This is a genomic window from Microcella sp. (assembly GCF_040286215.1).
Taxonomy (GTDB): Bacteria; Actinomycetota; Actinomycetes; order Actinomycetales; family Microbacteriaceae; genus Microcella.
This window is the reverse complement of record NZ_JAVKCK010000021.1, coordinates 93,392-115,188: the sequence shown is the minus strand read 5'-3', so window position 1 is coordinate 115,188 and position 21,797 is coordinate 93,392. Positions and strand designations below refer to the sequence as shown.

The 21,797-nt window shown below is 67.2% G+C and carries 23 protein-coding genes and 2 tRNA genes; 15 read left to right on the top strand and 10 right to left on the bottom strand.

Annotated elements, in window-relative coordinates:
* Nucleotides 1-4 precede the first annotated feature (4 nt).
* From trxB to RJQ01_RS10460, 4 genes are all read left to right on the top strand, one after another.
* Complete coding sequence (gene trxB / locus RJQ01_RS10475; RefSeq protein ID WP_350476669.1) at nucleotides 5-964, top strand: thioredoxin-disulfide reductase; 960 nt, start codon at nucleotides 5-7, stop codon at nucleotides 962-964.
* 45 nt (nucleotides 965-1,009) lie between these two features.
* Nucleotides 1,010-1,333 carry a thioredoxin gene (gene trxA / locus RJQ01_RS10470; RefSeq protein WP_350476668.1) on the top strand — a complete coding sequence of 108 codons (324 nt, stop codon included), beginning with the start codon at nucleotides 1,010-1,012 and terminating at the stop codon, nucleotides 1,331-1,333.
* 138 nt (nucleotides 1,334-1,471) lie between these two features.
* Nucleotides 1,472-2,800: an aminotransferase-like domain-containing protein gene (locus tag RJQ01_RS10465; RefSeq protein ID WP_350476667.1), complete on the top strand. Its 1,329-nt coding sequence runs from the start codon at nucleotides 1,472-1,474 to the stop codon at nucleotides 2,798-2,800.
* Nucleotides 2,797-3,765: a D-alanine--D-alanine ligase family protein gene (locus RJQ01_RS10460; RefSeq protein WP_350476666.1), complete on the top strand. Its 969-nt coding sequence runs from the start codon at nucleotides 2,797-2,799 to the stop codon at nucleotides 3,763-3,765. Before RJQ01_RS10465 ends, RJQ01_RS10460 begins: the two co-directional genes overlap by 4 nt.
* Before the next feature lie 110 nt (nucleotides 3,766-3,875).
* Here the strand turns inward: RJQ01_RS10460 and RJQ01_RS10455 are convergent, their stop codons facing one another.
* From RJQ01_RS10455 to rpmH, 8 genes are all read right to left on the bottom strand, one after another.
* Nucleotides 3,876-4,829, bottom strand: coding sequence for a ParB/RepB/Spo0J family partition protein (locus RJQ01_RS10455; RefSeq protein ID WP_350476665.1), 954 nt, complete (start codon nucleotides 4,827-4,829; stop codon nucleotides 3,876-3,878).
* Nucleotides 4,829-5,650, bottom strand: a complete 822-nt coding sequence (locus RJQ01_RS10450) for a ParA family protein (protein WP_350476824.1) — start codon at nucleotides 5,648-5,650, stop codon at nucleotides 4,829-4,831. The genes RJQ01_RS10455 and RJQ01_RS10450 overlap by 1 nt, the downstream gene beginning before the upstream one ends.
* A gap of 151 nt (nucleotides 5,651-5,801) precedes the next feature.
* Complete coding sequence (rsmG, locus tag RJQ01_RS10445) at nucleotides 5,802-6,443, bottom strand: 16S rRNA (guanine(527)-N(7))-methyltransferase RsmG (RefSeq protein ID WP_350476664.1); 642 nt, start codon at nucleotides 6,441-6,443, stop codon at nucleotides 5,802-5,804.
* Between the two features lie 21 nt (nucleotides 6,444-6,464).
* Nucleotides 6,465-6,947: a Jag family protein gene (locus RJQ01_RS10440; protein WP_350476663.1), complete on the bottom strand. Its 483-nt coding sequence runs from the start codon at nucleotides 6,945-6,947 to the stop codon at nucleotides 6,465-6,467.
* Nucleotides 6,944-7,900, bottom strand: a complete 957-nt coding sequence (gene yidC / locus RJQ01_RS10435; RefSeq protein WP_350476662.1) for a membrane protein insertase YidC — start codon at nucleotides 7,898-7,900, stop codon at nucleotides 6,944-6,946. Before yidC ends, RJQ01_RS10440 begins: the two co-directional genes overlap by 4 nt.
* Nucleotides 7,901-7,908: 8 nt before the next feature.
* A complete protein-coding gene (yidD, locus tag RJQ01_RS10430; RefSeq protein ID WP_350476823.1) occupies nucleotides 7,909-8,214 on the bottom strand; it encodes a membrane protein insertion efficiency factor YidD in 306 nt (101 codons plus the stop codon).
* An 11-nt stretch (nucleotides 8,215-8,225) separates the two neighbouring features.
* A complete protein-coding gene (rnpA, locus tag RJQ01_RS10425) occupies nucleotides 8,226-8,561 on the bottom strand; it encodes a ribonuclease P protein component (RefSeq protein WP_350476661.1) in 336 nt (111 codons plus the stop codon).
* Between the two features lie 13 nt (nucleotides 8,562-8,574).
* The gene (gene rpmH / locus RJQ01_RS10420) at nucleotides 8,575-8,712 is read right to left on the bottom strand and encodes a 50S ribosomal protein L34 (protein WP_022881903.1); all 138 of its coding nucleotides are present in this window, start codon (nucleotides 8,710-8,712) and stop codon (nucleotides 8,575-8,577) included.
* A gap of 323 nt (nucleotides 8,713-9,035) precedes the next feature.
* Here rpmH and dnaA point away from each other — a divergent pair, with 323 nt between their 5' ends.
* The 9 genes from dnaA (at nucleotide 9,036) to RJQ01_RS10375 (ending at nucleotide 19,248) form a co-directional block, all read left to right on the top strand.
* Entirely contained in the window at nucleotides 9,036-10,448 is a 1,413-nt protein-coding gene (dnaA, locus tag RJQ01_RS10415) for a chromosomal replication initiator protein DnaA (RefSeq protein WP_350476660.1), read from the top strand.
* 453 nt (nucleotides 10,449-10,901) lie between these two features.
* Complete coding sequence (gene dnaN, locus RJQ01_RS10410; RefSeq protein ID WP_350476659.1) at nucleotides 10,902-12,044, top strand: DNA polymerase III subunit beta; 1,143 nt, start codon at nucleotides 10,902-10,904, stop codon at nucleotides 12,042-12,044.
* 5 nt (nucleotides 12,045-12,049) lie between these two features.
* Nucleotides 12,050-13,234: a DNA replication/repair protein RecF gene (recF, locus tag RJQ01_RS10405; protein ID WP_350476658.1), complete on the top strand. Its 1,185-nt coding sequence runs from the start codon at nucleotides 12,050-12,052 to the stop codon at nucleotides 13,232-13,234.
* A 118-nt stretch (nucleotides 13,235-13,352) separates the two neighbouring features.
* Nucleotides 13,353-13,781, top strand: a complete 429-nt coding sequence (locus RJQ01_RS10400) for a DciA family protein (RefSeq protein ID WP_502885261.1) — start codon at nucleotides 13,353-13,355, stop codon at nucleotides 13,779-13,781.
* A 160-nt stretch (nucleotides 13,782-13,941) separates the two neighbouring features.
* On the top strand, nucleotides 13,942-15,936 hold the full coding sequence (gene gyrB / locus RJQ01_RS10395) for a DNA topoisomerase (ATP-hydrolyzing) subunit B (protein ID WP_350476656.1): 1,995 nt from the start codon (nucleotides 13,942-13,944) through the stop codon (nucleotides 15,934-15,936).
* A 69-nt stretch (nucleotides 15,937-16,005) separates the two neighbouring features.
* On the top strand, nucleotides 16,006-18,606 hold the full coding sequence (gene gyrA / locus RJQ01_RS10390; RefSeq protein ID WP_350476655.1) for a DNA gyrase subunit A: 2,601 nt from the start codon (nucleotides 16,006-16,008) through the stop codon (nucleotides 18,604-18,606).
* A complete protein-coding gene (locus tag RJQ01_RS10385; protein WP_350476654.1) occupies nucleotides 18,603-19,010 on the top strand; it encodes a DUF3566 domain-containing protein in 408 nt (135 codons plus the stop codon). Before gyrA ends, RJQ01_RS10385 begins: the two co-directional genes overlap by 4 nt.
* A gap of 75 nt (nucleotides 19,011-19,085) precedes the next feature.
* Nucleotides 19,086-19,159, top strand: a tRNA-Ile gene (locus RJQ01_RS10380).
* A 16-nt stretch (nucleotides 19,160-19,175) separates the two neighbouring features.
* Nucleotides 19,176-19,248 (top strand) — tRNA-Ala (locus RJQ01_RS10375).
* Nucleotides 19,249-19,354: 106 nt separating this feature from the next.
* Here RJQ01_RS10375 and RJQ01_RS10370 read toward each other — a convergent pair.
* Complete coding sequence (locus RJQ01_RS10370; RefSeq protein WP_350476653.1) at nucleotides 19,355-19,918, bottom strand: type 1 glutamine amidotransferase family protein; 564 nt, start codon at nucleotides 19,916-19,918, stop codon at nucleotides 19,355-19,357.
* 127 nt (nucleotides 19,919-20,045) lie between these two features.
* Here RJQ01_RS10370 and RJQ01_RS10365 point away from each other — a divergent pair, with 127 nt between their 5' ends.
* Both RJQ01_RS10365 and RJQ01_RS10360 read left to right on the top strand, forming a co-directional pair.
* Entirely contained in the window at nucleotides 20,046-20,588 is a 543-nt protein-coding gene (locus tag RJQ01_RS10365; RefSeq protein WP_350476652.1) for a peptidylprolyl isomerase, read from the top strand.
* A gap of 224 nt (nucleotides 20,589-20,812) precedes the next feature.
* Nucleotides 20,813-21,418, top strand: coding sequence for a rhomboid family intramembrane serine protease (locus RJQ01_RS10360; protein WP_350476651.1), 606 nt, complete (start codon nucleotides 20,813-20,815; stop codon nucleotides 21,416-21,418).
* A gap of 112 nt (nucleotides 21,419-21,530) precedes the next feature.
* On the opposite strand, the gene RJQ01_RS10355 is transcribed toward RJQ01_RS10360, so the two are convergent.
* Nucleotides 21,531-21,767, bottom strand: coding sequence for a cell division protein CrgA (locus tag RJQ01_RS10355; protein WP_350476650.1), 237 nt, complete (start codon nucleotides 21,765-21,767; stop codon nucleotides 21,531-21,533).
* Between the last annotated feature and the right edge of the window lie 30 nt (nucleotides 21,768-21,797).

Genomic DNA, 21,797 nt, shown 5'->3' with positions numbered 1-21,797 from the left:
AATCATGCGTCAGGTCATCATCATCGGGTCAGGCCCCGCGGGCTACACCGCCGCGATCTACGCCGCGCGTGCCAATCTTGACCCGCTGCTCATCGCCTCCTCGGTGGAGTTCGGCGGCGAACTCATGAAGACGACCGAGGTGGAGAACTTCCCCGGCTTCCCCGAGGGCATCATGGGCCCCGACCTCATGACGCGCATGCAGCAGCAGGCGGAGCGCTTCGGCACCGAGATCGTCTACGACGATGTCACCGAGCTCGAGCTCGGCAGCGACGTGAAGGCCGTCACGCTCGGGAACGGAGACCGCCACGAGGCGCTCTCGATCATCTACGCGACGGGCTCGGCGTACCGCAAGCTCGGCCTCGCGGACGAGGAGCGCCTGAGCGGCTACGGAGTCTCCTGGTGCGCCACGTGCGATGGCGCCTTCTTCCGCCAGAAGACGGTCGCGGTGGTCGGCGGCGGCGATTCGGCCATGGAAGAGGCAACCTTCCTCACGCGCTTCGCCGACAAGGTGTACGTCATCCACCGCTCGGAGACCCTGCGAGCCTCCGCTGCCATGCAGGATCGCGCCATGAACGATCCGAAGATCGAGTTCCTCTTCAACCGGAGCGTGCAGAGCATCTACGGCGACGACCTGGTGACGGGCGTCGGCCTCGTCGACACCGTCACGGGGGAGGAGTCGACTCTCGATGTGAGTGGCCTTTTCATCGCGATCGGCGCCGATCCGCGCACCCATCTCGTGCACGGCGTTCTCGAGCTCACCGAGCACGGCACGATCGCCGTCGAGGGCCGGTCGTCGAAGACGAGCGTGCCCGGCGTCTTCGCCGCGGGTGATGTTCTCGACCCGACCTACCGCCAGGCGGTCACCGCCGCGGGCAGCGGCACGGTGGCGGCTCTGGATGCTCAGCACTACCTCGAGGGACTCACCGACGAGTTGCGTGCCTCCGCCGAGGCCGTCGCCGTCTGACGCGCTCCCCACCCCACCGAACCCCGCACAAGCTAAGGAGATCCCATGTCCACACGAGACGTCAACGACGCCACCTTCGAGTCGGAGGTCCTGCAGAGCGAGAAGACGATCATGGTCGACTTCTGGGCCGAGTGGTGCGGCCCGTGCCGCGCAGTCTCACCGATCCTCGACGCAATCGCGACGGAGAACTCGGAGAAGATCGACATCGTCAAGCTCAACGTCGACGACAACCCCGAGACGGCCATGAAGTACCAGATCACGTCGATTCCCGCGATGAAGGTCTTCCGAGGGGGCGAGGTCGTCAAGACCGTCATCGGCGCCAAGCCCAAGCCGGCCCTCGAAGCCGACCTCGCCGAGTTCCTCGCGTAGGGCTGCCGTCCCCGACGTCGCGCTAGGGCAACCCTGGCCCGCTCCTCGACCGTCGGGGGGCGGGCCCTCGTGTCGGGTGCGCCTATCCTGGGGGGGTGAGCACCACGCCTGACGTCGGACCGAACGGGATTCACGACCATGACCATTTCGCGTGAGGGCACGAACCTCGACCCCTGGTACGGGCACTACGCCGAGCGCACCGCCGGCCTGAGCGCCTCCGAGGTGCGCGCACTGTTCGCCGTCGCGTCGCGCCCTGAGGTCGTCTCCCTGGCCGGCGGGATGCCGGCCGTCTCGGCTCTGCCCCTCGACACCGTCGCGGCGTCGATGGAGCGCGTCATGGCCGAGCGGGGTCCTGCCGCTCTGCAGTACGGCTCGGGTCAGGGAACCCCCGAGCTGCGCGAGCACATTCTCGAGATCATGGCGCTGGAGGGCATTCGTGCCGGCGTAGACGACGTCGTCGTCACGACGGGGTCGCAGCAGGCGCTCGATCTCGTCGCCAAGCTCTTCCTGAACCCCGGTGATGTCGTGATCGCCGAGTCGCCCTCCTACGTCGGCGCGATGGGCATCTTCCGCTCGTACCAGTCTGAGGTCGCCCACGTGCCGATGGACGACGACGGGATGATCCCCCACGCTCTCACCGAGCGCATCGCCTCCTTGCGCGCGGCGGGGCGGTCGATCAAGCTCCTGTACCTCATCCCGAACTTCCACAACCCTGCTGGGGTGACCCTCTCGGCTGAGCGGCGCCTCGAGATCCTGGACATTGCCCGGCGCAACGACATCCTCATCATTGAGGACAACCCTTATGGGTTGTTGTGGTTCGACCGACCCGCGCCGCAAGCAATGCGGTCCGTCGACGATGAGGGCATCGTGTACCTCGGCTCGTTCTCCAAGACCTTCGCGCCCGGGTTCCGCGTCGGGTGGGCGCTCGCGCCGCACGCGATCCGCGAGAAACTCGTGCTGGCCGCCGAGTCGGCCATTCTGAGCCCCAGCTCCCTCAACCAGATGATCATCAGCGACTACCTCGATCGCGCCGACTGGCGCGGCCAGGTCGACGTCTTCCGCGATCTCTATCGAGAGCGACGCGACGCGATGCTCGACGCACTCGATCACTACCTGCCCGACCTCACCTGGACTGTGCCCAACGGGGGGTTCTACGTGTGGCTCACCCTGCCCGGCGGTCTCGACTCGAAGGGCATGCTGCCCCGCGCGGTCAAGGAACTCGTCGCCTACACGCCCGGAACGGCCTTCTACGCCGACGGTTCAGGGCGCGAAGCGCTGCGTCTCGCCTTCTGCTATCCAGAGGCAGCCCAGGTGCGGGAGGGCGTGCGCCGCCTCGCGACCGTGGTGCGCAGCGAGACCGAGCTGCTGCAGACCTTCTCGCCGACCGGCCCCATCGAGACGGTGCGCCGCGCGCACGCCACCGCGAGCGCAGAGCCCCTGCCTCCGGCGGAGCGGGGTGCGCCGTGACGCGCGGCGCCTCCCCCGCTGAGCGCGTCGTCGTGCTCGCGGGCGGGATCTCCCACGAGCGGGATATCTCGCTGCGGTCCGGTCGGCAGGTCGCCGACGCTCTGGCCGCCCACGGCCTGGAGGTCGAGCTGCGGGACCCCGACGCGTCCCTTCTGCCGAACCTCATCGCGCAGCCGCCGGATGTCATCTGGCCCACCCTGCACGGCGCGAGCGGAGAGGACGGAGCTCTGCGCAGCCTCCTCGAGTTTCTCGGGCTGCCCTACGTCGGCTCCTCGGCGAGCGCGACGCGGCTCGCCTGGGACAAGCCCACCGCCAAGACGCTCGTCGGGCGGGTCGGGGTGCCCACCCCGCACTCGATCGCGCTCACGCGCGACGCCTTTCGCGAACTCGGAGCGGAGAGCGTGCTCGACGTCGTGCGCAGCGAGCTGCCCCCGCCCGTGGCCGTCAAACCGGCCCAGGGCGGTTCGGCACAGGGCGTCAGCCTCGTCGACACGGACGAAGAGCTGCGCAGGGCGATGGTGCTCGCCTACACGTATTGCGACGTCGCCCTCATCGAGCAACGCATCAGCGGCACCGAGGTGTGCATCGGCGTCATCGACACCGGAGACGGACCTGTCGCGCTGCCGCCCGTCGAGATCGAACCGCTCTCCGGGTTCTACGACTTCGAGGCTCGCTACAACGCGGGAGCCACGCGGTTCTACGCGCCGGCTCGTATTGACGGCACCGTTGCGGCGCGCGCCACCGAGGTCGCCCTCGCCTCGCATGACGCGCTCGGCCTGCGGCACCTGAGCCGCATCGACCTCATCATCGATGGCACCGGCACGCCGTGGTTCCTCGAGGCGAGCGTCATGCCCGGGCTCACCGAGACCTCGACTCTCGCCCTCGCGCTCGACGCGGCAGGCCACGACGTCGGGTGGGTGTACGCCGAGCTCGCCCAGGCCGCCGTGCGCGACGCGCGCCGCTGAACAGCCTCGCGCACGGCGACCGACGCGCGGCCTGAGCGCGCGGCATGCTGCACGGTCCGTGGTCCGTGGTCCGCGGTCCGCGGTCCGCGACGGTGTCACCCCGGCGTCGCTCAGCGGAAGCGGGGCTCGCCGAGCTCGCCCAGGATGCGGTTGAGATCGGCCACGGTCGCGAAGTCGATCACGACCGTGCCCTTCTTCTGACCGAGAGTGATCGAGACTCGAGTATCGAGCCGATCGCCGAGTCGTTCGGCAATCTCGTTGAGCTGCCCCTGCCGTCCTCCGGCTGCAGGCCTGCGCTTCTGCGCCCCCGCAGTGCCTCCCTTGCCCGTGATCGCCTGCGCTGCCGCTTCGGACTGTCGCACCGACAGCTCTTCGTTGACGATCTTGTCGGCGAGACGGGCCATGGCCTCGCCCGAGCCCGTCGAGAGGATGGCCCGCGCGTGGCCCGCGGAGAGCACCCCCGCAGCGACCCGCGCCTGCACAGCCTCCGGCAGTCGCAGCAATCTCAGGGTGTTCGTGATCTGCGGGCGTGACCGCCCGAGCCGCTCCGCCAGCTGCTCCTGCGTGATGCCGAAGTCTTCGAGCAGCTGCTGGTACGCGCTCGCCTCCTCGAGCGGATTCAGCTGAGCGCGATGGAGATTCTCGAGAAGAGCATCCCGCAGCATCGCGTCGTCCGCGGTGTTCCGCACGATCGCGGGGATCGCTTCGAGGCCAGCGATCGTCGATGCTCGCAGGCGCCGCTCGCCCATAATGAGTTCGTACCGCGGCTCGCCCTCGCCAGCGCCCATGCGCTCGCGCACGACAATCGGCTGCAGCACGCCGAACTCTCGCACCGAGTGCACGAGCTCCTGCAGGGCCTCGGGGTCGAACTCAGTGCGGGGCTGCTGCGGGTTCGGCACGATGTCGGCCGGAGCGATCGCCGCGAGCCGCGCGCCGGGCACGGCCGAGAGGTCCCCGTCAGCGGGGGCCGGCTGCGGGAAGAAGACGTCGACGGGACGGTCGCCATCTGCCGTCGGGATGAGCGCGCCGATACCGCGCCCGAGCCCCGTTCTCTTGGTCGCCATCAGGATGCCGCGCCTCTCTGTGCGATCTCGGCGGCAGCCTCGAGGTACGAGAGCGAGCCGGGGGAACTGGTGTCATAGCTGATGACGCTCTGCCCGTAGCTGGGTGCCTCGCTGATGCGCACGGAGCGGGGGATGAGGGTCGTCAGCACCTGGTCGGGAAAGTGCTGACGCACATCGTCAGCCACCTGGTTCGCGAGGTTCGTGCGCGAGTCGTACATCGTGAGCAGGATCGTGGAGACCCTCAGCTCGGGGTTGAGGTGCTTCTGGATGAGCTCGATGCTGTTGAGCAGCTGGCTCAGGCCTTCAAGCGCGTAGTACTCGCACTGGATCGGGATGAGCACCTCGCGCGCAGCGACGAAGGCGTTGATCGTCAGGAGACCCAGAGAGGGAGGGCAGTCGATGAACACGTAGTGCACCGGCTCGTCGACCTCCGCGAGGTACGCGTCGAGGGCCGTGCGCAGCCGCTGCTCGCGGGCCACGAGCGAGACCAGCTCGATCTCTGCTCCGGCCAGGTGGATGGTGGCGGGGACGCAGTACAGGTGCTCGAACTCCGGACTCTTCTGCACGACGTCCTGCAGAGCCGAGTCGCCCACGACGACGTCGTACACGCTGGGCGTGTCAGCGCGGTGCTCGACGCCGAGCGCCGTGGACGCGTTGCCCTGGGGGTCGAGGTCGATGACGAGAACGCGCGCCCCGGAGCGGGCGAGGGCGGCTGCGAGATTGACGGTCGTGGTGGTCTTGCCGACGCCGCCCTTCTGGTTGGACACCGTGATGACGCGCGCCGCCTCTGGCAGCGCGAACGCCTGCGCCTCGAGCGCCATTCGGCGACGCGTGATGTCTGCGATCTCGCGCGCCAACGGCGTGGTGTCGTCGTAGGTGCCGTCCGTCGTCACCGATGAGCCTCCCGCTCGAATGTTTCACGTGAAACGGGCGCTGTCCTCAGCGCCCGTCCCGTCCCCTGGGCGATGCGCCTCAGGATGCCCCGACCACTGTAGCCCGAAACAACCGGGTGGCCTCCGGAAGGAGGTCGCCGCCCAGCTCGAGCACCTCGTACTCCCGGATGCCGTGACGTCGCAAGACCGCGCGTGCGGCGAGGACCTCGTCGTGGACGCGCGCTCCCTTGAGGAACAGCAGCTCTCCGCCGTCCGAGGCGAGGGGAACCGTCAGCGGTATGAGCTTGGTCAACGCGCTCACCGCGCGTGCCGTTATCTGCTCGAAGGGCCCCGCGCCCACCGCGTCCTCGGCGCGGGCGCGCACCACGGTGACGTTGTCGAGCGCGAGTCGCGCGGTCTCCGCGAGCAACCACGCCGTCCGGCGCTCCATCGGCTCGATGAGCACGAGCTCGACATCCGGTCGAGCGATCGCGAGCACGAGCCCGGGGAGGCCCGCGCCGCTTCCCACGTCGGCGACTCGGGAACCTCCCCGCAGGAGGGGCGCGACGAGGGCGCAGTTCAAGACGTGGCGCGACCACAACCTCTCGGCCTCCATTGGGCCGATGAGCCCGAGCTCCTCGCCCTGCTCAGCGAGGTCGGCTGCGAACGCGCGGGCACGCTCCAGCCCGTCGCCCAGAATCTCGCGTGCTGCGGCCGGCTCTGCCTCGAGATCAGTCGTCATGTTTCACGTGAAACATGCCTGCTAGCCGCGACGGATGACCGTGTGGCGATCCGCGCCCTCGCCCTCGGACTCCGAGGTGAAGCCGCGAGCCGCGACGAGGTCGTGCACCAGCTTGCGCTCGTAGCTCGACATCGGGGGAAGCGCCGCTGATGACGCGCCGTCCTCGATCCGCTCGACGGCGCGATCCACGAGGCGCTGCAGCTCTTCGGCGCGCGCGTCGCGCGAACCGGCGATGTCGAGGATGAGACGTGAGAACTCGCCTGTGCGAGCCAGCACGGCGAGGCGCGTCAACTCCTGGAGAGCCGAGACGGTCTCCGGCTTGGAGAGCGTGCGCAGGGCATCCGGTTCCTCCGCGACGACCGAGAGATAGACGCGGCCGGCGCGCTCCTCGATATCCAGATCGCCGTCGAGATCGGCGATGTCCAAGAGCTCCTCGAGGTAGTCGGCCGCGACCTCGCCCTCGTCGAGGGTCGGGTCGATCGTCGCAGGGGTCGCGTCACTCATGACTTCTTCTTCTTCGCTCGTTGCTTGCTCACGGGCTGCTGGCGCTGGGGCTTCTTCGGCTCCTCCACGGCGACGGTGCCAGGCGCATCGTCATCCGGGTCGGGAAGGCCCTTGCGCTGGCGCCGTCGCGCCAGCCGCGCCTCGCGAGCCTGGGCCGCCTCGCTGCCCGGAGTCGGCATGTTCCGGATCACGATGAACTGCTGCACCATCGTCCAGATGTTGGACGTGAACCAGTAGAACATCACGCCGATGGGGAAGGCGAAGCCCGAGAAGACGAAGACGAGGGGCAGCAGGTAGAGCATGATGCGCTGCTGCCGGTACATCGGAGATGCCTTCATCTCCGGCGACTGGTTCTTGGACATGATCTGCAGCTGCGTGATGAACTGCGAGCCCGTCATCAGGATCACCAGGACGACGGCGATGATGATGACCGCGACGTTGCCCTCGGAGCCGGCAATGGAGCTGCCCAACGGAGCGATGCCGAACAGCTCGGCACTGCCGAACTCCGCAGAGAGCCGAGCGTCGAGAAGCCCGACGCCGGGACGGTCGGCGTAGGCATCGTTGAGCACCGAGAAGAGACCGAAGAAGATCGGCATCTGCAGCAGGAGCGGCAGGCACGAGGAGAGCGGGTTGGTGCCGTGCTTCTTGTACAGCGCCATCGTCTCGCGAGACATGGCCTCGCGCGAGAACTGGTCCTTCTTGCCCTTGTACCTGTCCTGGACCTTCTTGAGCTCGGGGGAGATCTCGAGCATCTTCCGCTGGCTCTTGATCTGGCGGACGAAGACGGGAATGAGCGCAGCCCGCACCACCACGACCAATCCGCAAATCGACAGCACCCAGGTGATGCCGGCTGCCGATTCCATCCCCGCCATCGTGAGCAGTGAATGGAAGCCGACGAGGATCGCCTCGATGACCCACTTGATGGGCCAGAGGATGCCGCCGATGATGTCCATGCGGGGGGCTACGCCTTTCTCTCAAGAGTGATGAACCCGAAACGGGTGCGGCGGTACGGGGAGTGCGCGAGCACGGGGACGTCGTCGATGCCGCCCTCCGACCAAGGATGACAGCGGGCCAGGCGGAGCGTGGTCAGCCAGGCTCCCTTGAGGACACCGTGCTCTTGCACCGATCGCAACCCGTAGGCCGAGCAACTCGGGTAGTAGCGACAGACGTCGCCGTAGAGCGGCGAGATGACCGCTCGGTAGACATGGAGCACCGCGACGACCGCGTTACGGGGAATGAGCCCGATCGCGCGCAGCACACGCAGCACGCCCGTAGTCGTCACGTCATCACCACCCGTCGGAGACCGCCCTCGATGTCAGAACGCAGGGTATCCCAGCCAACGTCGGTAGCCCCTGGGAGTGCGCGGATCACGACGTCGGCCGTCGCCGGTACGAAGCTTGCCGACGTGCAGATCGCCCGCAAACGTCGACGCACACGATTGCGATGCACCGCATTACCGACTTGCGACGACACGATGAAACCAAACCGTGGCCCCGCCCCGTCGACGCTCGGTGCGCAGTAGATCACCGCGAGGGTCGATGGCGCGCGTCGACCGCGACGCACGATCCGGCGGAAATCCTCACCGCGCAAAATGCGGTGCGCGCGCGGGAGCACCTGACGTGCTCGGCTACGCCGAGAGCTCGGTGCGCCCCTTGCGGCGGCGGGCAGCGAGAATCGCACGTCCGGCGCGCGTGCGCATGCGGAGACGGAAACCGTGCACCTTGGCGCGACGACGGTTGTTGGGCTGGAAGGTGCGCTTGCTCATGATGTGATCTCCTCGGCCCGCGAGGGCTGCGACGACGGAAGGAAGGCTGTCTGCGGCGGTCATGACGAACGCAGACAGAAGTCAACCGGTTAACAATAGGTCCGCCCGCTCGGCCGGTCAAACCGCGCGGCCCGCGGGCGCGCATTATCCCCATCGATCCGGGGATCGTTGGGCACGACGCGCGGTATCGAACTACAGTGGGCAGACGGCCCGACGCCTGCGAGACCGCGCGCACAACCGCGCACGATCGCCACCGAGCCCTCACATCGCGCGCACACCGCGCTCACGACACCTGCCACCCAGAAGCGAGGAGGACCCCCGTCATGGCCGACGACGCCGAGTCACCACAGGAGCTGTGGAACTCGGTGCGCACCGCACTCACGACGGACGATCGCATCACCCCGCAACTGCGCGGCTTCATCAACCTCGTCGAGCCGCGCGGCATCATGGCCGGAACCCTGTACCTCGAAGTGCCCAACGAACTCACCCGCGGCATGCTCGAGCAGCGAATCCGGCTGCCCCTCCTCACCGCTCTGACGACCGTCGCCGGCGACAACGTCTCGAGCTTCGCGATCGTCGTGAACCCCGAGATCCAGAACGACGGTCTCGAAGACTCGCTCGAGACGTCAGAGTCCTCTGCTCCCTACATCGAGCAGTCGAGCCCCCCGCCGCCCACTGATGCCGGGGGGCGACGGGGTGACAGTCGGCTCAATCCCAAGTACAGCTTCGACAACTTCGTCATCGGCGGCTCCAACCGCTTCGCGCATGCGGCGGCTGTCGCGGTCGCCGAGGCACCTGCCAAGGCGTACAACCCGCTGTTCGTCTACGGCGAGTCCGGTCTGGGCAAGACACACCTCCTCCATGCGATCGGGCACTACGCGGAAAGCCTCTATCCGGGCATCCGCGTGCGCTACGTCTCGAGCGAGGAGTTCACGAACGACTTCATCAACTCGATCGCCAACAACCGAGCCAGCGTGTTCCAGTCCCGCTACCGCGAGATCGACATCCTCCTCATCGACGACATCCAGTTCCTCCAGGGGAAGGACTCCACGCAGGAGGCGTTCTTCCACACGTTCAACACGCTGCATGATCACAACAAGCAGGTGGTCATCACGAGCGACCTTCCCCCCAAGCACCTCACCGGCTTCGAAGACCGCATGCGCAGTCGATTCGAGTGGGGCCTCATCACCGACGTGCAGGCCCCCGACCTCGAGACCCGCATCGCGATCCTGCGCAAGAAGGCGCAGAACGACCGACTTCAGGTTCGCGACGACGTGCTCGAGTACATGGCGTCGAAGGTGTCGAGCAACATCCGCGAACTCGAGGGCACGCTCATTCGAGTCACAGCATTCGCCAACCTCAACCGCACACCCGTCGACCTGCAGCTCGTGCAAACCGTGCTCAAGGACCTCATCACGCTTGACGAGGACAACGTCATCGCACCGGTCGACATCATCAATCACACGGCCGCCTACTTCAAGCTCACCGTCGACGACCTCTACGGGTCCTCGCGCTCCCAGGCTGTCGCTACCGCGCGCCAGATCGCGATGTACCTGTGTCGCGAGCTCACCAATCTCTCGCTCCCCAAGATCGGGCAGCTGTTCGGCAACCGTGATCACACCACGGTGATGTACGCCAACAAGAAGATCAGCGAGCTCATGAAGGAGCGCCGGTCGATCTACAACCAGGTGACCGAGCTTACGAGCCGCATCAAGCAGAACAACCGCTACAGCTGATCGACACGTCGACGCTGTGTGCTGCCCATCCGATACCCAGGCGCACGGCCACCATCGCCCTCCCTCCTTCTCGTGATCGCGCTCCCGTCGTCCGGTTCCGAGCACTTTCGCACACTGGGGACAGCCTGTGGATAACTCCATCGAGGGTGGGGAGCGATTGTTGAATGACTCCTTCCGCCTGTGGGTGCGGACGTGCAGCTCCGGCACCGAGTGCACGTATCGGCCGCGGGGTTCGTACCCCTCCTCCACAAGTTACAGAGATGTGGTTCAGCCAGGACTCGGGCGGCTGGCCGCCTTATCCACACTGTGCACAGCGGTTAAGGGTGTTGTTCTTGTTTCTCTTCAGAGGATGACGAGGGATAACTTCATCGTCCCCGCCGAACAGCGCACCCGCTGTGCCAGTATGGAAGGCCCGGGATTCGGGTGGGTGAGGGACGACCGAGAGGCAGCCGCGTGAAGTTCCAGGTCAATCGCGACGTTCTGAGCGACGCCGTGTCGTTCGCCGTCAAGCTCCTTCCGCAGCGCACCACCTTGCCGATTCTCAGCGGCGTGCTCGTGCGGGCGGAGAACGGATCCGTGACCCTGTCGTCGTTCGACTATGAGGTGTCGGCTCAGACCACGATCGCTGCTGACATCACCGAGGAAGGCACCGTTCTCGTCTCCGGTCGGCTCTTGGCCGACATCGCTTCGAGGCTTCCTGCCGCGCCCGTTGAGTTCACGACGATCGAGTCGAAGATCGCCGTCACCTGCGGTTCGGCCAGATTCACCCTCTCGAGCATGCCTGTGGAGGAGTATCCGAGCCTGCCCGAGGTGGACGGCCCGAGCGGCGTGCTGCCGGGCGAGGACTTCTCCGACGCCGTCGGCCAGGTGGCCGTGGCCGCGTCCCGGGACGACGTGACCCCGGTCATCACGGGCGTGCAGCTCGAGATCGTCGAGAACCGCCTCTCCCTCGTCGCGACCGACCGGTACCGGGTAGCGGTGCGCGAGATCGACTGGGAGTCCACGGCTGTCGAGGTCGGGGTGACCGCGCTCGTACCGTCGCGCACCCTGTCCGAGATCGGCAAGATCTTCGGCCACAGTTCCGCGGTCACCGTGACGATCGTGACCGGAGGCGACCGCGAGCTCATCGCCTTCTCTGCGGACAAGAAGACGGTGACCTCCCTGCTCATCAAGGGCAACTTCCCGCCCGTCAAGCGGCTCTTCCCGGAGTCGGTCGAGAACTACGCGGTCATGAACACCGCTGAGCTCGTTGAGGCCACGCGCCGAGTCGCGCTCGTGCTCGAGCGCGACGCCGCCCTGCGGTACTCCTTCACCGAAGACGGACTGACCCTCGAGGCGATCGGGTCCGAGAACGCGCAGGCGTCCGAGACGATCGACGCCCACGTGACGGGGGGCGACACAACCGTGTCCCTCAAGCCGCAGTTCCTCATCGACGGCCTGGCGGCGGTGCACAGCGAGTTCGTGCGCCTGTCGTTTACGAAGACCGATAACCCGAACAAGCCGGGCCCGGTCCTCATCACGAGCCAGTCGTCGAAGGACCAGCCGGGTTCGGACAACTACCGCTACCTGCTGCAGCCGAACCTGCTCCTGCGCTGAGCGGCGTGCACGTCACGCACCTCACCCTCGTCGACTATCGCAACTATGCGCGGGCCGACGTAGAGCTGTCGCCGGGCACGACCCTGTTCGTCGGGCGCAATGGGCAGGGGAAGACCAACCTCGTCGAGGCCATCGGGTATCTGAGCACGGTCTCCTCTCACCGGGTGTCTACGGACCAGCCGCTCGTGCGGGCTGGACAGGAGAGCGCGATCGTGCGCATGCGGGTTCAGCACGAGGAGCGGTCGCTCGTGATCGAGCTGCAGCTCAACCGCGCTGGCGCGAACAAGGCGCAGGTCAATCGCGGTGCCGTCCGCACGCGAGAGCTGCCGCGGTATTTTGCCAGCGTGCTCTTCTCTCCCGAGGATCTCTCGCTCGTGCGAGGCGAGCCTTCGGGACGCCGCGCCTACCTCGACTCCCTCGTCGTGCAGAGATCGCCCCGCTTCGCGGGCATCATGGCCGATTACGAGAGGGTCGTACGACAGCGCAACTCCCTTCTCAAGTCGGCTCGAGCCTCCCGCCTGCCAGCCGACTCGCTGAGCACCCTCGACGTCTGGGATGACCGCCTCGTAGAGCTCGGCACGGCGATCATGGTGGCGCGGCACGAACTGGTCGAGCAGCTGCGGCCGGAAATCTCGCGGGCCTACCGGGCGGTCGCTGGCGATGAGCACGACACGGGGGTGAGCATCCAGCGCAGCATCGATGCGGATGCTTCCCCCGATGCTGCATCGTCGGCTGAGGTTGTCGGGGGTGAGGCCGGGGGAGACCCTGACCGAGTGGGAGCGATCTTCCGAGAACGGCTGGTCGCTCGGCGGCGGGATGAGCTCGATCGCGCCGTCACACTCGTCGGCCCCCATCGGGACGACCTGGTGCTCGACCTCAACGGTCTGCCGGCGCGGGGGTACGCGAGCCACGGAGAGAGCTGGTCGTTCGCGCTCGCCCTCAAGCTTGCCTCGGCCGCCGTGCTGCGCGTCGACGCGGTGGCCGGCGACCCGGTGCTCGTGCTCGACGATGTATTCGCCGAGCTCGATGAGGGGCGTCGCGAACGCCTCGCGGATGCGATCGTCGATTACGAGCAGGTGCTCATCACCGCGGCCGTCGGGCGGGACGTGCCGGAGCGCTTGCGGGCCAGGAGCGTGAGTATCGCGGCCGGGGCGATCGTCGGTGCGAGCGGGGACGCAAACGATGAGTGACACGCCCGCACCCCCTGGGTCAACGCCCGGCGACGCCGACCAGCGCCACGCGGTTCAGCCGGAGTCGGAGGCCAGTGCCGTCTATCAGCGACTCCGCCGGGTCTTCGGCGATCCTTCCATGCGGTCGTCGGATGCACGCAAGAGAGCTGCGGGGGCCCGCACACGCGGAGCGACCTCGCCCTTCGGCGCGGGGCGCGATCCGGCGGGGCTGGACGACGTCATCGACTCGCTCACGCGTGTCATGGGCTGGACCTCCCCGCTCGCGCGAGGAGAGCTGCTCTCCGCGTGGTCGAGCATCGTCGGGGAAGACGTCGCGGCCCGGTCGCAGCCGGTCGGCATCGAGGAGGGCGTGCTGAGCATCCAGTGCGATTCGACAGCGTGGGCGACACAGCTGCGCTTGATGCAGAGCGATATTCTGACGTCGATCGTGCGCACCTTCCCCGAGGCGGGGGTGTCGGGGGTGCGGATTCTGGGGCCGGGAGCGCCCAGTTGGAAGCGCGGCCCGCGTTCGGTGCCCGGTCGTGGTCCACGCGACACGTACGGCTAGGAAGACGAATCACTCCAGTACAGCGCCGAAATCTCCCCAGAGGCCCTTTCTGGCGCCGCTGAGCACGCATTTATTGGTAGGATGGACACGTCGTCGGGGACCCATTCCTGGGCCCGTGATCGGCCACCACGATCGACTCGGCGGGAGCACCCACACGCACATGACAGCCTCGACTTCGCACTCGGACAACGGATACGGCGCCGGCGACATCCAGGTACTCGAGGGGCTCGAGGCGGTGCGCAAGCGGCCCGGCATGTACATCGGCTCCACCGGGCCCCGCGGTCTGCATCACCTGGTGTACGAGATCGTCGACAACTCCGTCGACGAAGCGCTCGCCGGCCACTGCGACACGATCCACATCACGCTGCTCGAGAACGGCGGCGTGCAGGTCGTCGACAACGGCCGTGGCATCCCGGTCGATGAGCATCCGGTCGAGAAGCGCTCGACCGTCGAGGTGGTGCTGACGATCCTCCACGCGGGAGGGAAGTTCGGCGGCACCGGATACGCGGTCTCCGGGGGGCTCCACGGCGTGGGCAGCTCGGTCGTCAACGCGCTCTCCTCCCGCCTCGCCGTGGAGGTGAGGCGTCAAGGCTCCGTGTGGCGGCAGAGCTACCAGAACGGCGTTCCGGATGCTCCGCTCGCGCAGGGCGAGGCGACGACCGAGACCGGCACCACGATCACCTTCTGGCCGAACGCCGAGATCTTCGAGACCGTGCAGTTCGACTGGGATACCCTGCGCACGCGCTTCCAGCAGATGGCCTTCCTCAACAAGGGGCTGCGCATCACCATCACCGACGAGCGCGTCGCCACCGAGGGCGAGACGATCGTCGCCAAGGAAGCCGGCGACGAGCCGCTGCGCGAGGAGTTCCACTACGAGCAGGGCCTCGTCGACTACGTGGAGTTCCTCAACTCGGCGAAGAAGACCGAGGTCGTGCACCCCGAGATCATCTCCTTCGAGTCGGAGGACACCGAGCGCCGCATCGCGCTCGAGGTCGCCATGCAGTGGACCAATGGATACAGCGAGTCGGTGCACACCTACGCCAACACGATCAACACGCACGAGGGCGGCACCCACGAGGAGGGCTTCCGCGCTGCGCTGACCACGCTCGTCAACCGCTATGCGCGAGAGAAAGGCATCCTCAAGGAGAAGGACGAGAACCTCTCGGGCGATGACGTGCGCGAAGGCCTCACCGCGGTCATCTCCATCAAGCTCGGTGAGCCGCAGTTTGAGGGCCAGACCAAGACCAAGCTCGGCAACACCGAGGCCAAGTCGTTCGTGCAGAAAGTCACCGGCGAGCACCTCTCGGACTGGTTCGAGCGCAACCCCGTGCAGGGCAAGGACGTCATCCGCAAGGCGATGCAGGCGGCCGCCGCGCGCCTCGCCGCGCGCAAGGCGCGCGAGCAGACCCGGCGTAAGGGCCTGTTGGAATCCGGCGGCATGCCCGGCAAGCTCAAGGACTGCCAATCGAAGGACCCGTCGCTCAGCGAGATCTTCATCGTCGAGGGCGATTCCGCAGGCGGTTCCGCCGTCCAGGGCCGCAATCCGGAGACGCAGGCGATCCTGCCGCTGCGCGGCAAGATCCTCAATGTCGAGAAGGCCCGACTCGATCGCGCGCTCGGCAACGCCGAGGTGCAGGCGATGATCACGGCGTTCGGCGCGGGCATCGGGGAGGACTTCGACCCCGACAAGGTGCGCTACCACAAGATCGTGCTCATGGCCGATGCCGACGTGGACGGCCAGCACATCACGACCCTCCTCCTCACCCTGCTCTTCCGGTACATGCGGCCCCTCATCGATCTCGGCTACGTCTACCTGGCACAGCCTCCCCTCTACCGCCTCAAGTGGACCAACGCCGATCACGAGTACGTGTTCAGCGACCGTGAGCGCGATGCCCTCATGGAATCCGGGCTGGCGAGCGGCAAGCGCATCCCGAAAGACAACGGGGTGCAGCGGTACAAGGGTCTTGGTGAGATGAACCACCAGGAACTGTGGGACACGACGATGAACCCCGTCAGCCGCACTCTGCTGCAGGTGACGCTCGACGACGCGGCCATGGCCGACGCCGTGTTCTCCACCCTCATGGGCGAGGACGTCGAGTCGCGACGCACGTTCATCCAGCAGAACGCGAAGGACGTGCGGTTCTTGGACATCTGACCGCGCCGCTCGTCACCGAGCAGCGCGAACGCGGACCCCCACTCCACCACCACCGAAGGCAGCAACACCATGGCAGACGACAGCACCGGCACCGGGCCGATCGACGCTGAGGCGACCGAGCCCATCGACTACGGCCCCGGCGGGCGCGTGAACCAGGTGGACCTGCAGCTCGAGATGCAGCGCTCCTACCTCGACTACGCGATGAGCGTCATCGTCGGGCGCGCGCTGCCCGATGTGCGCGATGGGCTCAAGCCCGTGCACCGCCGCGTGCTGTACGCCATGTTCGACGGCGGATACCGACCTGACAAGGCGTACTCGAAGTGCTCGCGCGTCGTCGGCGACGTCATGGGGCAGTTCCACCCGCACGGCGACTCCGCCATCTACGACGCTCTCGTGCGCCTCGTCCAGCCGTGGTCGATGCGCTACCCGCTCGCCGCGGGTCAGGGCAACTTCGGCTCGCCGGGCAACGACGGCGCCGCCGCCCCGCGGTACACCGAGACCAAGATGGCTCCGCTCGCCATGGAGATGGTGCGCGATATCGAGGAAGACACGGTCGACTTCCAGGACAACTACGACGGGCGCACGCGCGAGCCGAGCATCCTGCCTTCGCGGTTCCCGAACCTCCTCGTCAACGGCTCCGTCGGCATCGCGGTCGGCATGGCGACGAACATCCCGCCCCACAATCTGCGCGAAGTCGCCTCCGCCGCGCTGTGGCACCTCGAGAACCCCGAAGCGGATCGGGAAAAGCTGCTCGACGCGATCCTGCAGCGCGTGAAGGGCCCCGACTTCCCGACCGGCGCCCAGATTCTCGGCGTCAAGGGCATTCAGGACGCCTACCGCACGGGACGCGGGTCGATCACGATGCGCGCCGTCGTCACGGTCGAGGAGATCCAGAACCGCACGTGCCTCGTCATCACCGAGCTGCCGTACCAGGTCAACCCCGACAACCTCGCGATCAAGATCGCCGATCTCGTCAAGGAGGGCAAGCTCGCCGGCATCGCAGACATCCGCGACGAGTCCTCCGGCCGCACCGGTCAGCGTCTCGTCATCGTGCTCAAGCGCGACGCCGTCGCCAAGGTCGTGCTCAACAACCTGTACAAGCACACGCAGCTGCAAGACAACTTCGGTGCCAACATGCTCGCCATCGTCGACGGCGTGCCCCGCACCCTCCCGATCGACGGCTTCATTCGCCACTGGGTCACCCACCAGATCGAGGTCATCGTGCGGCGCACAGCGTTCCGCCTCGCCAAAGCGGAGGCGGACGCCCACATCCTGCGCGGCTACCTCAAGGCTCTGGATGCTCTCGACGAGGTCATCGCGCTCATCCGCCGCTCGCAGACCACCGAAGAGGCACGCGACGGGCTCATGCAGCTCTTGACCGTGGACGAGTTGCAGGCCACCGCCATCCTCAACCTGCAGCTGCGCCGCCTCGCGGCGCTCGAGCGGCAGAAGATCCAGGAGCAGGCGGAGGAGCTCGAGCGGCTCATCGCCGACTACCAGAGCATCCTCGCCAGCCCCGAACGCCAGCGCACGATCGTCGGCGAGGAGCTCACCGAGATCGTCGACAAGTACGGCGACGACCGCCGCACCGAGATCATGTTCGGCTTCGACGGCGACATGAGCGTCGAAGACCTCATCCCCGTCGAAGAGATGGTGGTCACCGTCACGCGAGGCGGCTACATCAAGCGCACGCGCAGCGACAACTACCGCCCTCAGCATCGGGGCGGAAAAGGGGTGCGCGGCGCGCAGCTGCGCGCGGACGACGTCGTCGAGCACTTCTTCGTCACCACCACGCACCACTGGCTGCTGTTCTTCACCACGACGGGGCGCGTCTACCGGCTCAAGACCTACGAGATTCAGGAGGGCAGCCGCGACGCGAAGGGCCAGCACGTCGCCAACCTCCTCGCCCTGCAGCCGCATGAGCAGATCGCCCAGATCCTCGACATCCGCGACTACTCGGTCGCCGAGCACCTCGTGCTCGCCACGCGCAACGGTCTCGTGAAGAAGACGGCCCTCACCGAGTACGACACCAATCGCACGGGCGGCATCATCGCCATCAACCTGCGCGAGGGCGACGAGCTCGTGTCGGCCATGCTCGCCGACGAGTCCGACGACATCCTGCTCGTTTCCCGTCTGGGAATGTCGTTGCGGTTCACCGGGGATGACAGCGCGCTGCGCCCCATGGGCCGCTCCACCTCCGGCGTCACGGGCATGAAGTTCCGCCAGGGCGACGAACTGCTCTCGGCCTCCGTCGTCGGCGATCGCGGCTACGTCTTCGTCGTCACGGAGGGCGGATACGCCAAGCGCACCGCCGTCGACCAGTACCGCATCCAGCAGCGCGGGGGGCTCGGCATCAAGGTCGCCAAACTGAATGACGACCGTGGCGCGCTCGCCGGCGCCCTCATCGTCGCTGAGGACGACGAAGTGCTCGTCGTCCTGCAAAACGGCAAGGTGGTACGCTCTGCCGTGGCCGAGGTGCCCGCCAAGGGGCGCGACACCATGGGCGTCGTGTTCGCCCGGCCGGACGACGACGACCGCATCATCGCCATCGCTCGCAACAGCGAGCGCCATCTGGTGGATCCGGATGCCGACACGGCGACGGATGCCGATACTGACAATGCCGCTCCGGCCGCGACCGCGACCGAGGCCGGGAAGGACCACAGCTCGTGAGTACAGTCGCCGAGAAGCTGCAGCGCAAGTCGCAGCGCAGCGCCCCCGTCAAGCAGGTGCGCCTCAAACTCGTCTACATCGACTTCTGGTCGGCGGTGAAGCTCTCCTTCCTCGTCGCGATCTGCCTGTCGATCGCGCTCCTCATCGCGACGCTCATGGTGTGGATCGTCCTCTCCTCGCTCGGCGTCATCTCGCAGCTCGACTCGCTCTTCGCGGAGATCCTCGGGGAGGACGCCCTGAGCCTCGCCGAGATCCTCTCGCTCGGTCAGGTGATGTTCTTCGCGAGCATCGTCGCGGTGCTGAACGCGGTGGGCGGCACGGTGCTCGGTGCGGTGAGCGCGCTCATCTACAACCTCAGCGTGCGACTCACCGGCGGGCTCCTCGTCGGATTCACCAACAACTGACACGCCCCTCCCCTGCCGCATCGTCGCGAATTGGGGGAGGGTGACCGGGTGCTGTACAGTCGTATCCGGTCTCACGGGGATATAGCTCAGGCGGTTAGAGCGCTTCGCTGATAACGAAGAGGTCCGAGGTTCAAGTCCTCGTATCCCCACGCGCACAACCCACAAGGGGCCTTAGCTCAATTGGTAGAGCGCCTGCTTTGCAAGCAGGAGGTCAGGAGTTCGATTCTCCTAGGCTCCACTCAGATCCCGCCGCTGTGTTGCTCGCGCTCGGGCACGACGCGCGCCCGCACCACACAGCACAGCGGCGCCGGCCCAGAGGGCGGCGCCGCTTCGTGTGGTGCGAGCTACGTGGCCGGAGTCGGCTCGTCCTCGGCCTCGACCCACAGGTCGTCGTCGGCACGCAGAGTGTGCCAGGCGGCGTAGGCGACGCCCGCGGCGGCGACCACACCGAGCCCGATGAGGATGTACGTGCCGGGGCCGGGCTTGGGCTTGACCTCGATGAGGCCGACGCGCTGACCTGCCCGGGTGGCGAGCTCGCGACCGGACGCGGAAGCCGACTTGAGGGCATCCCGCAGCTGCTTGTTGCGCGCGATGTCGAGAACGGCGATCGCCGATCCCAGTGCGCCTGAGACGGCGGGCAGTACATCGTCGGTGAACGTGGAGCGCGTCGCGCTCGCGGCCGACCGCACCGATCCGACGCCGGCGTCGATGCTCGGCTGCACGCGCTTCTCGTACGCGCTCTTCACGCGGGGCGCGACGTCGTCGCGCGCGACCGTCGCCGCCTCGCGGCTCGCCGCACGCAGAACCTTCGCGGCATGCTCGAGAACCTCGCGCTGCTCGCTCCACACATCCGAGGCCGACCCGCGAAGCTTCTTGATCTCGCGGCGGCGCTTGCGTGACAATCCCATGGTCCTCATCCTCCAGCAGGTGGCGATCGGTGACCCGTCCATCCTGGCACTGATGCACGAGGCTCCCCAACGGCACAGACCGAATGCTCAGGAATCGCCCGGTGCTGAGCGTGGAAGAATGGCGGGCATGACGATCCACACCGCTGTCGCGACCATCCACACCAACCACGGCGACATCGTCGTCAACCTCTACGGCAACCACGCGCCCAAGACCGTCGACAACTTCGTCGGCCTCGCGACGGGGACGCGAGAGTGGACCGACCCGCACAGCGGCCAGGCGACGAGCGAGCCGCTGTACAACGGCGTCATCTTCCACCGCATCATCACCGGCTTCATGCTGCAGGGCGGCGATCCGATCGGTCAGGGCACGGGCGGCCCCGGCTACCAGTTCGACGACGAGATCCACCCCGAACTGCAGTTCACCGAGCCCTACCTTCTCGCGATGGCGAACGCCGGCAAGCGCGGCGGTCGCGGCACCAACGGCTCGCAGTTCTTCATCACGACGGTGCCGACGCCGTGGCTCAACGGCAACCACACGATCTTCGGTGCCGTCGCCGACGACGCCTCCCGCAGGGTCGTCGACGCCATCGAAGCCGTGCCGACCGGTGCGGGTGACAAGCCCCTCGAGGACGTCGTCATCTCGAGCATCGAGGTGGCGCAGGCCGCGTGAGCGACCCGGGCGCCGCGACCGGCGCGTCCGTCTGCTATCGGCACACCGACCGGCGCAGCCTCGTCCGCTGCCAGCGCTGCGGCCGTCCGGTGTGCCCGGAGTGCCAGACGCCCGCCCCCGTCGGCGTCCACTGCCCGGAGTGCCGCGCCGCGGCGGCCGCCGCCGCACCCCGCCGCCCGTCGCGCGTCGCGCGCGCCTTCCGACGCGGGAGCAGCGTTCCGGTCGTGACCTACACGATCATCGCCGTCACGACGGCAGCCTTCCTCCTGCAATGGCTCACCCAGGGCCTGCTCACGCAGATGTTCGCGTACTACCCCCCGTTCACTCCCGAGCAACCATGGCGGATGCTCACGGTCGCGCTCGTGCACAGCGAGCGATCCATCTTCCACATCCTGGTCAACATGTACTCGCTGTTCGTGCTGGGGTCTCTGCTCGAGCGGCTCATCGGGCGAGTACGCTTCCTCGCGGTGTACGGGCTGTCGATCCTCGGCGGATCGGTCGCCGTGCTCTGGCTCGCACCGCTCACGGTGGTCGTGGGAGCGTCCGGCGGCATCTTCGGGCTGCTCGGGGCGTTCTTCGTGATCCAGCGCCGTCTGGGTGGGGGGAGCATCCAACTCATCGTCCTCATCGCCATCAACCTGGGGCTCGGCTTCGTCATCCCGGGCGTCTCGTGGCAAGCCCACATCGGGGGGCTCATCGTCGGGGCACTCGCCGCGCTCGTGCTGCTGCGCACCCGACGGGCCGATCAGCAGAGGCGACAAGCGCTGCTGCTGGCCGGTCTCGGCGTGGCGCTCGTCATCGCCACCGCTGTGCGCTTCACGCTGCTCTGACGCGCCTCGCACGAACGTGAGAGAAAGTTATCCACATCTGATTCCACACTGGGGATAATCACAGACGTGTAGTTTCACCCCCGCTCGGGGGGCGTCATCGCAGAAGGCCCGATCAGCGCCAGCGTGTCGTCATGAGGAAGCCGATGAACATGATGCCGAAGCCGACCATGATGTTCCACGGGCCGATGCTCGGCACGGGCCACGAGCTCTGACTCACGTAGTAGACGAGAATCCACAGCAGGCCCACGAGCATGAACCCGAACATCACCGGCTTGAACCAGACCGGGTTCGGGGTGTCTTTGCTGCTGGGAGTGGGCGTGTTCTCGGAGTCGCTCGTCGTCCTGGCCATGGGGCGATTCTAGCCCGACCCGCCGGCCCA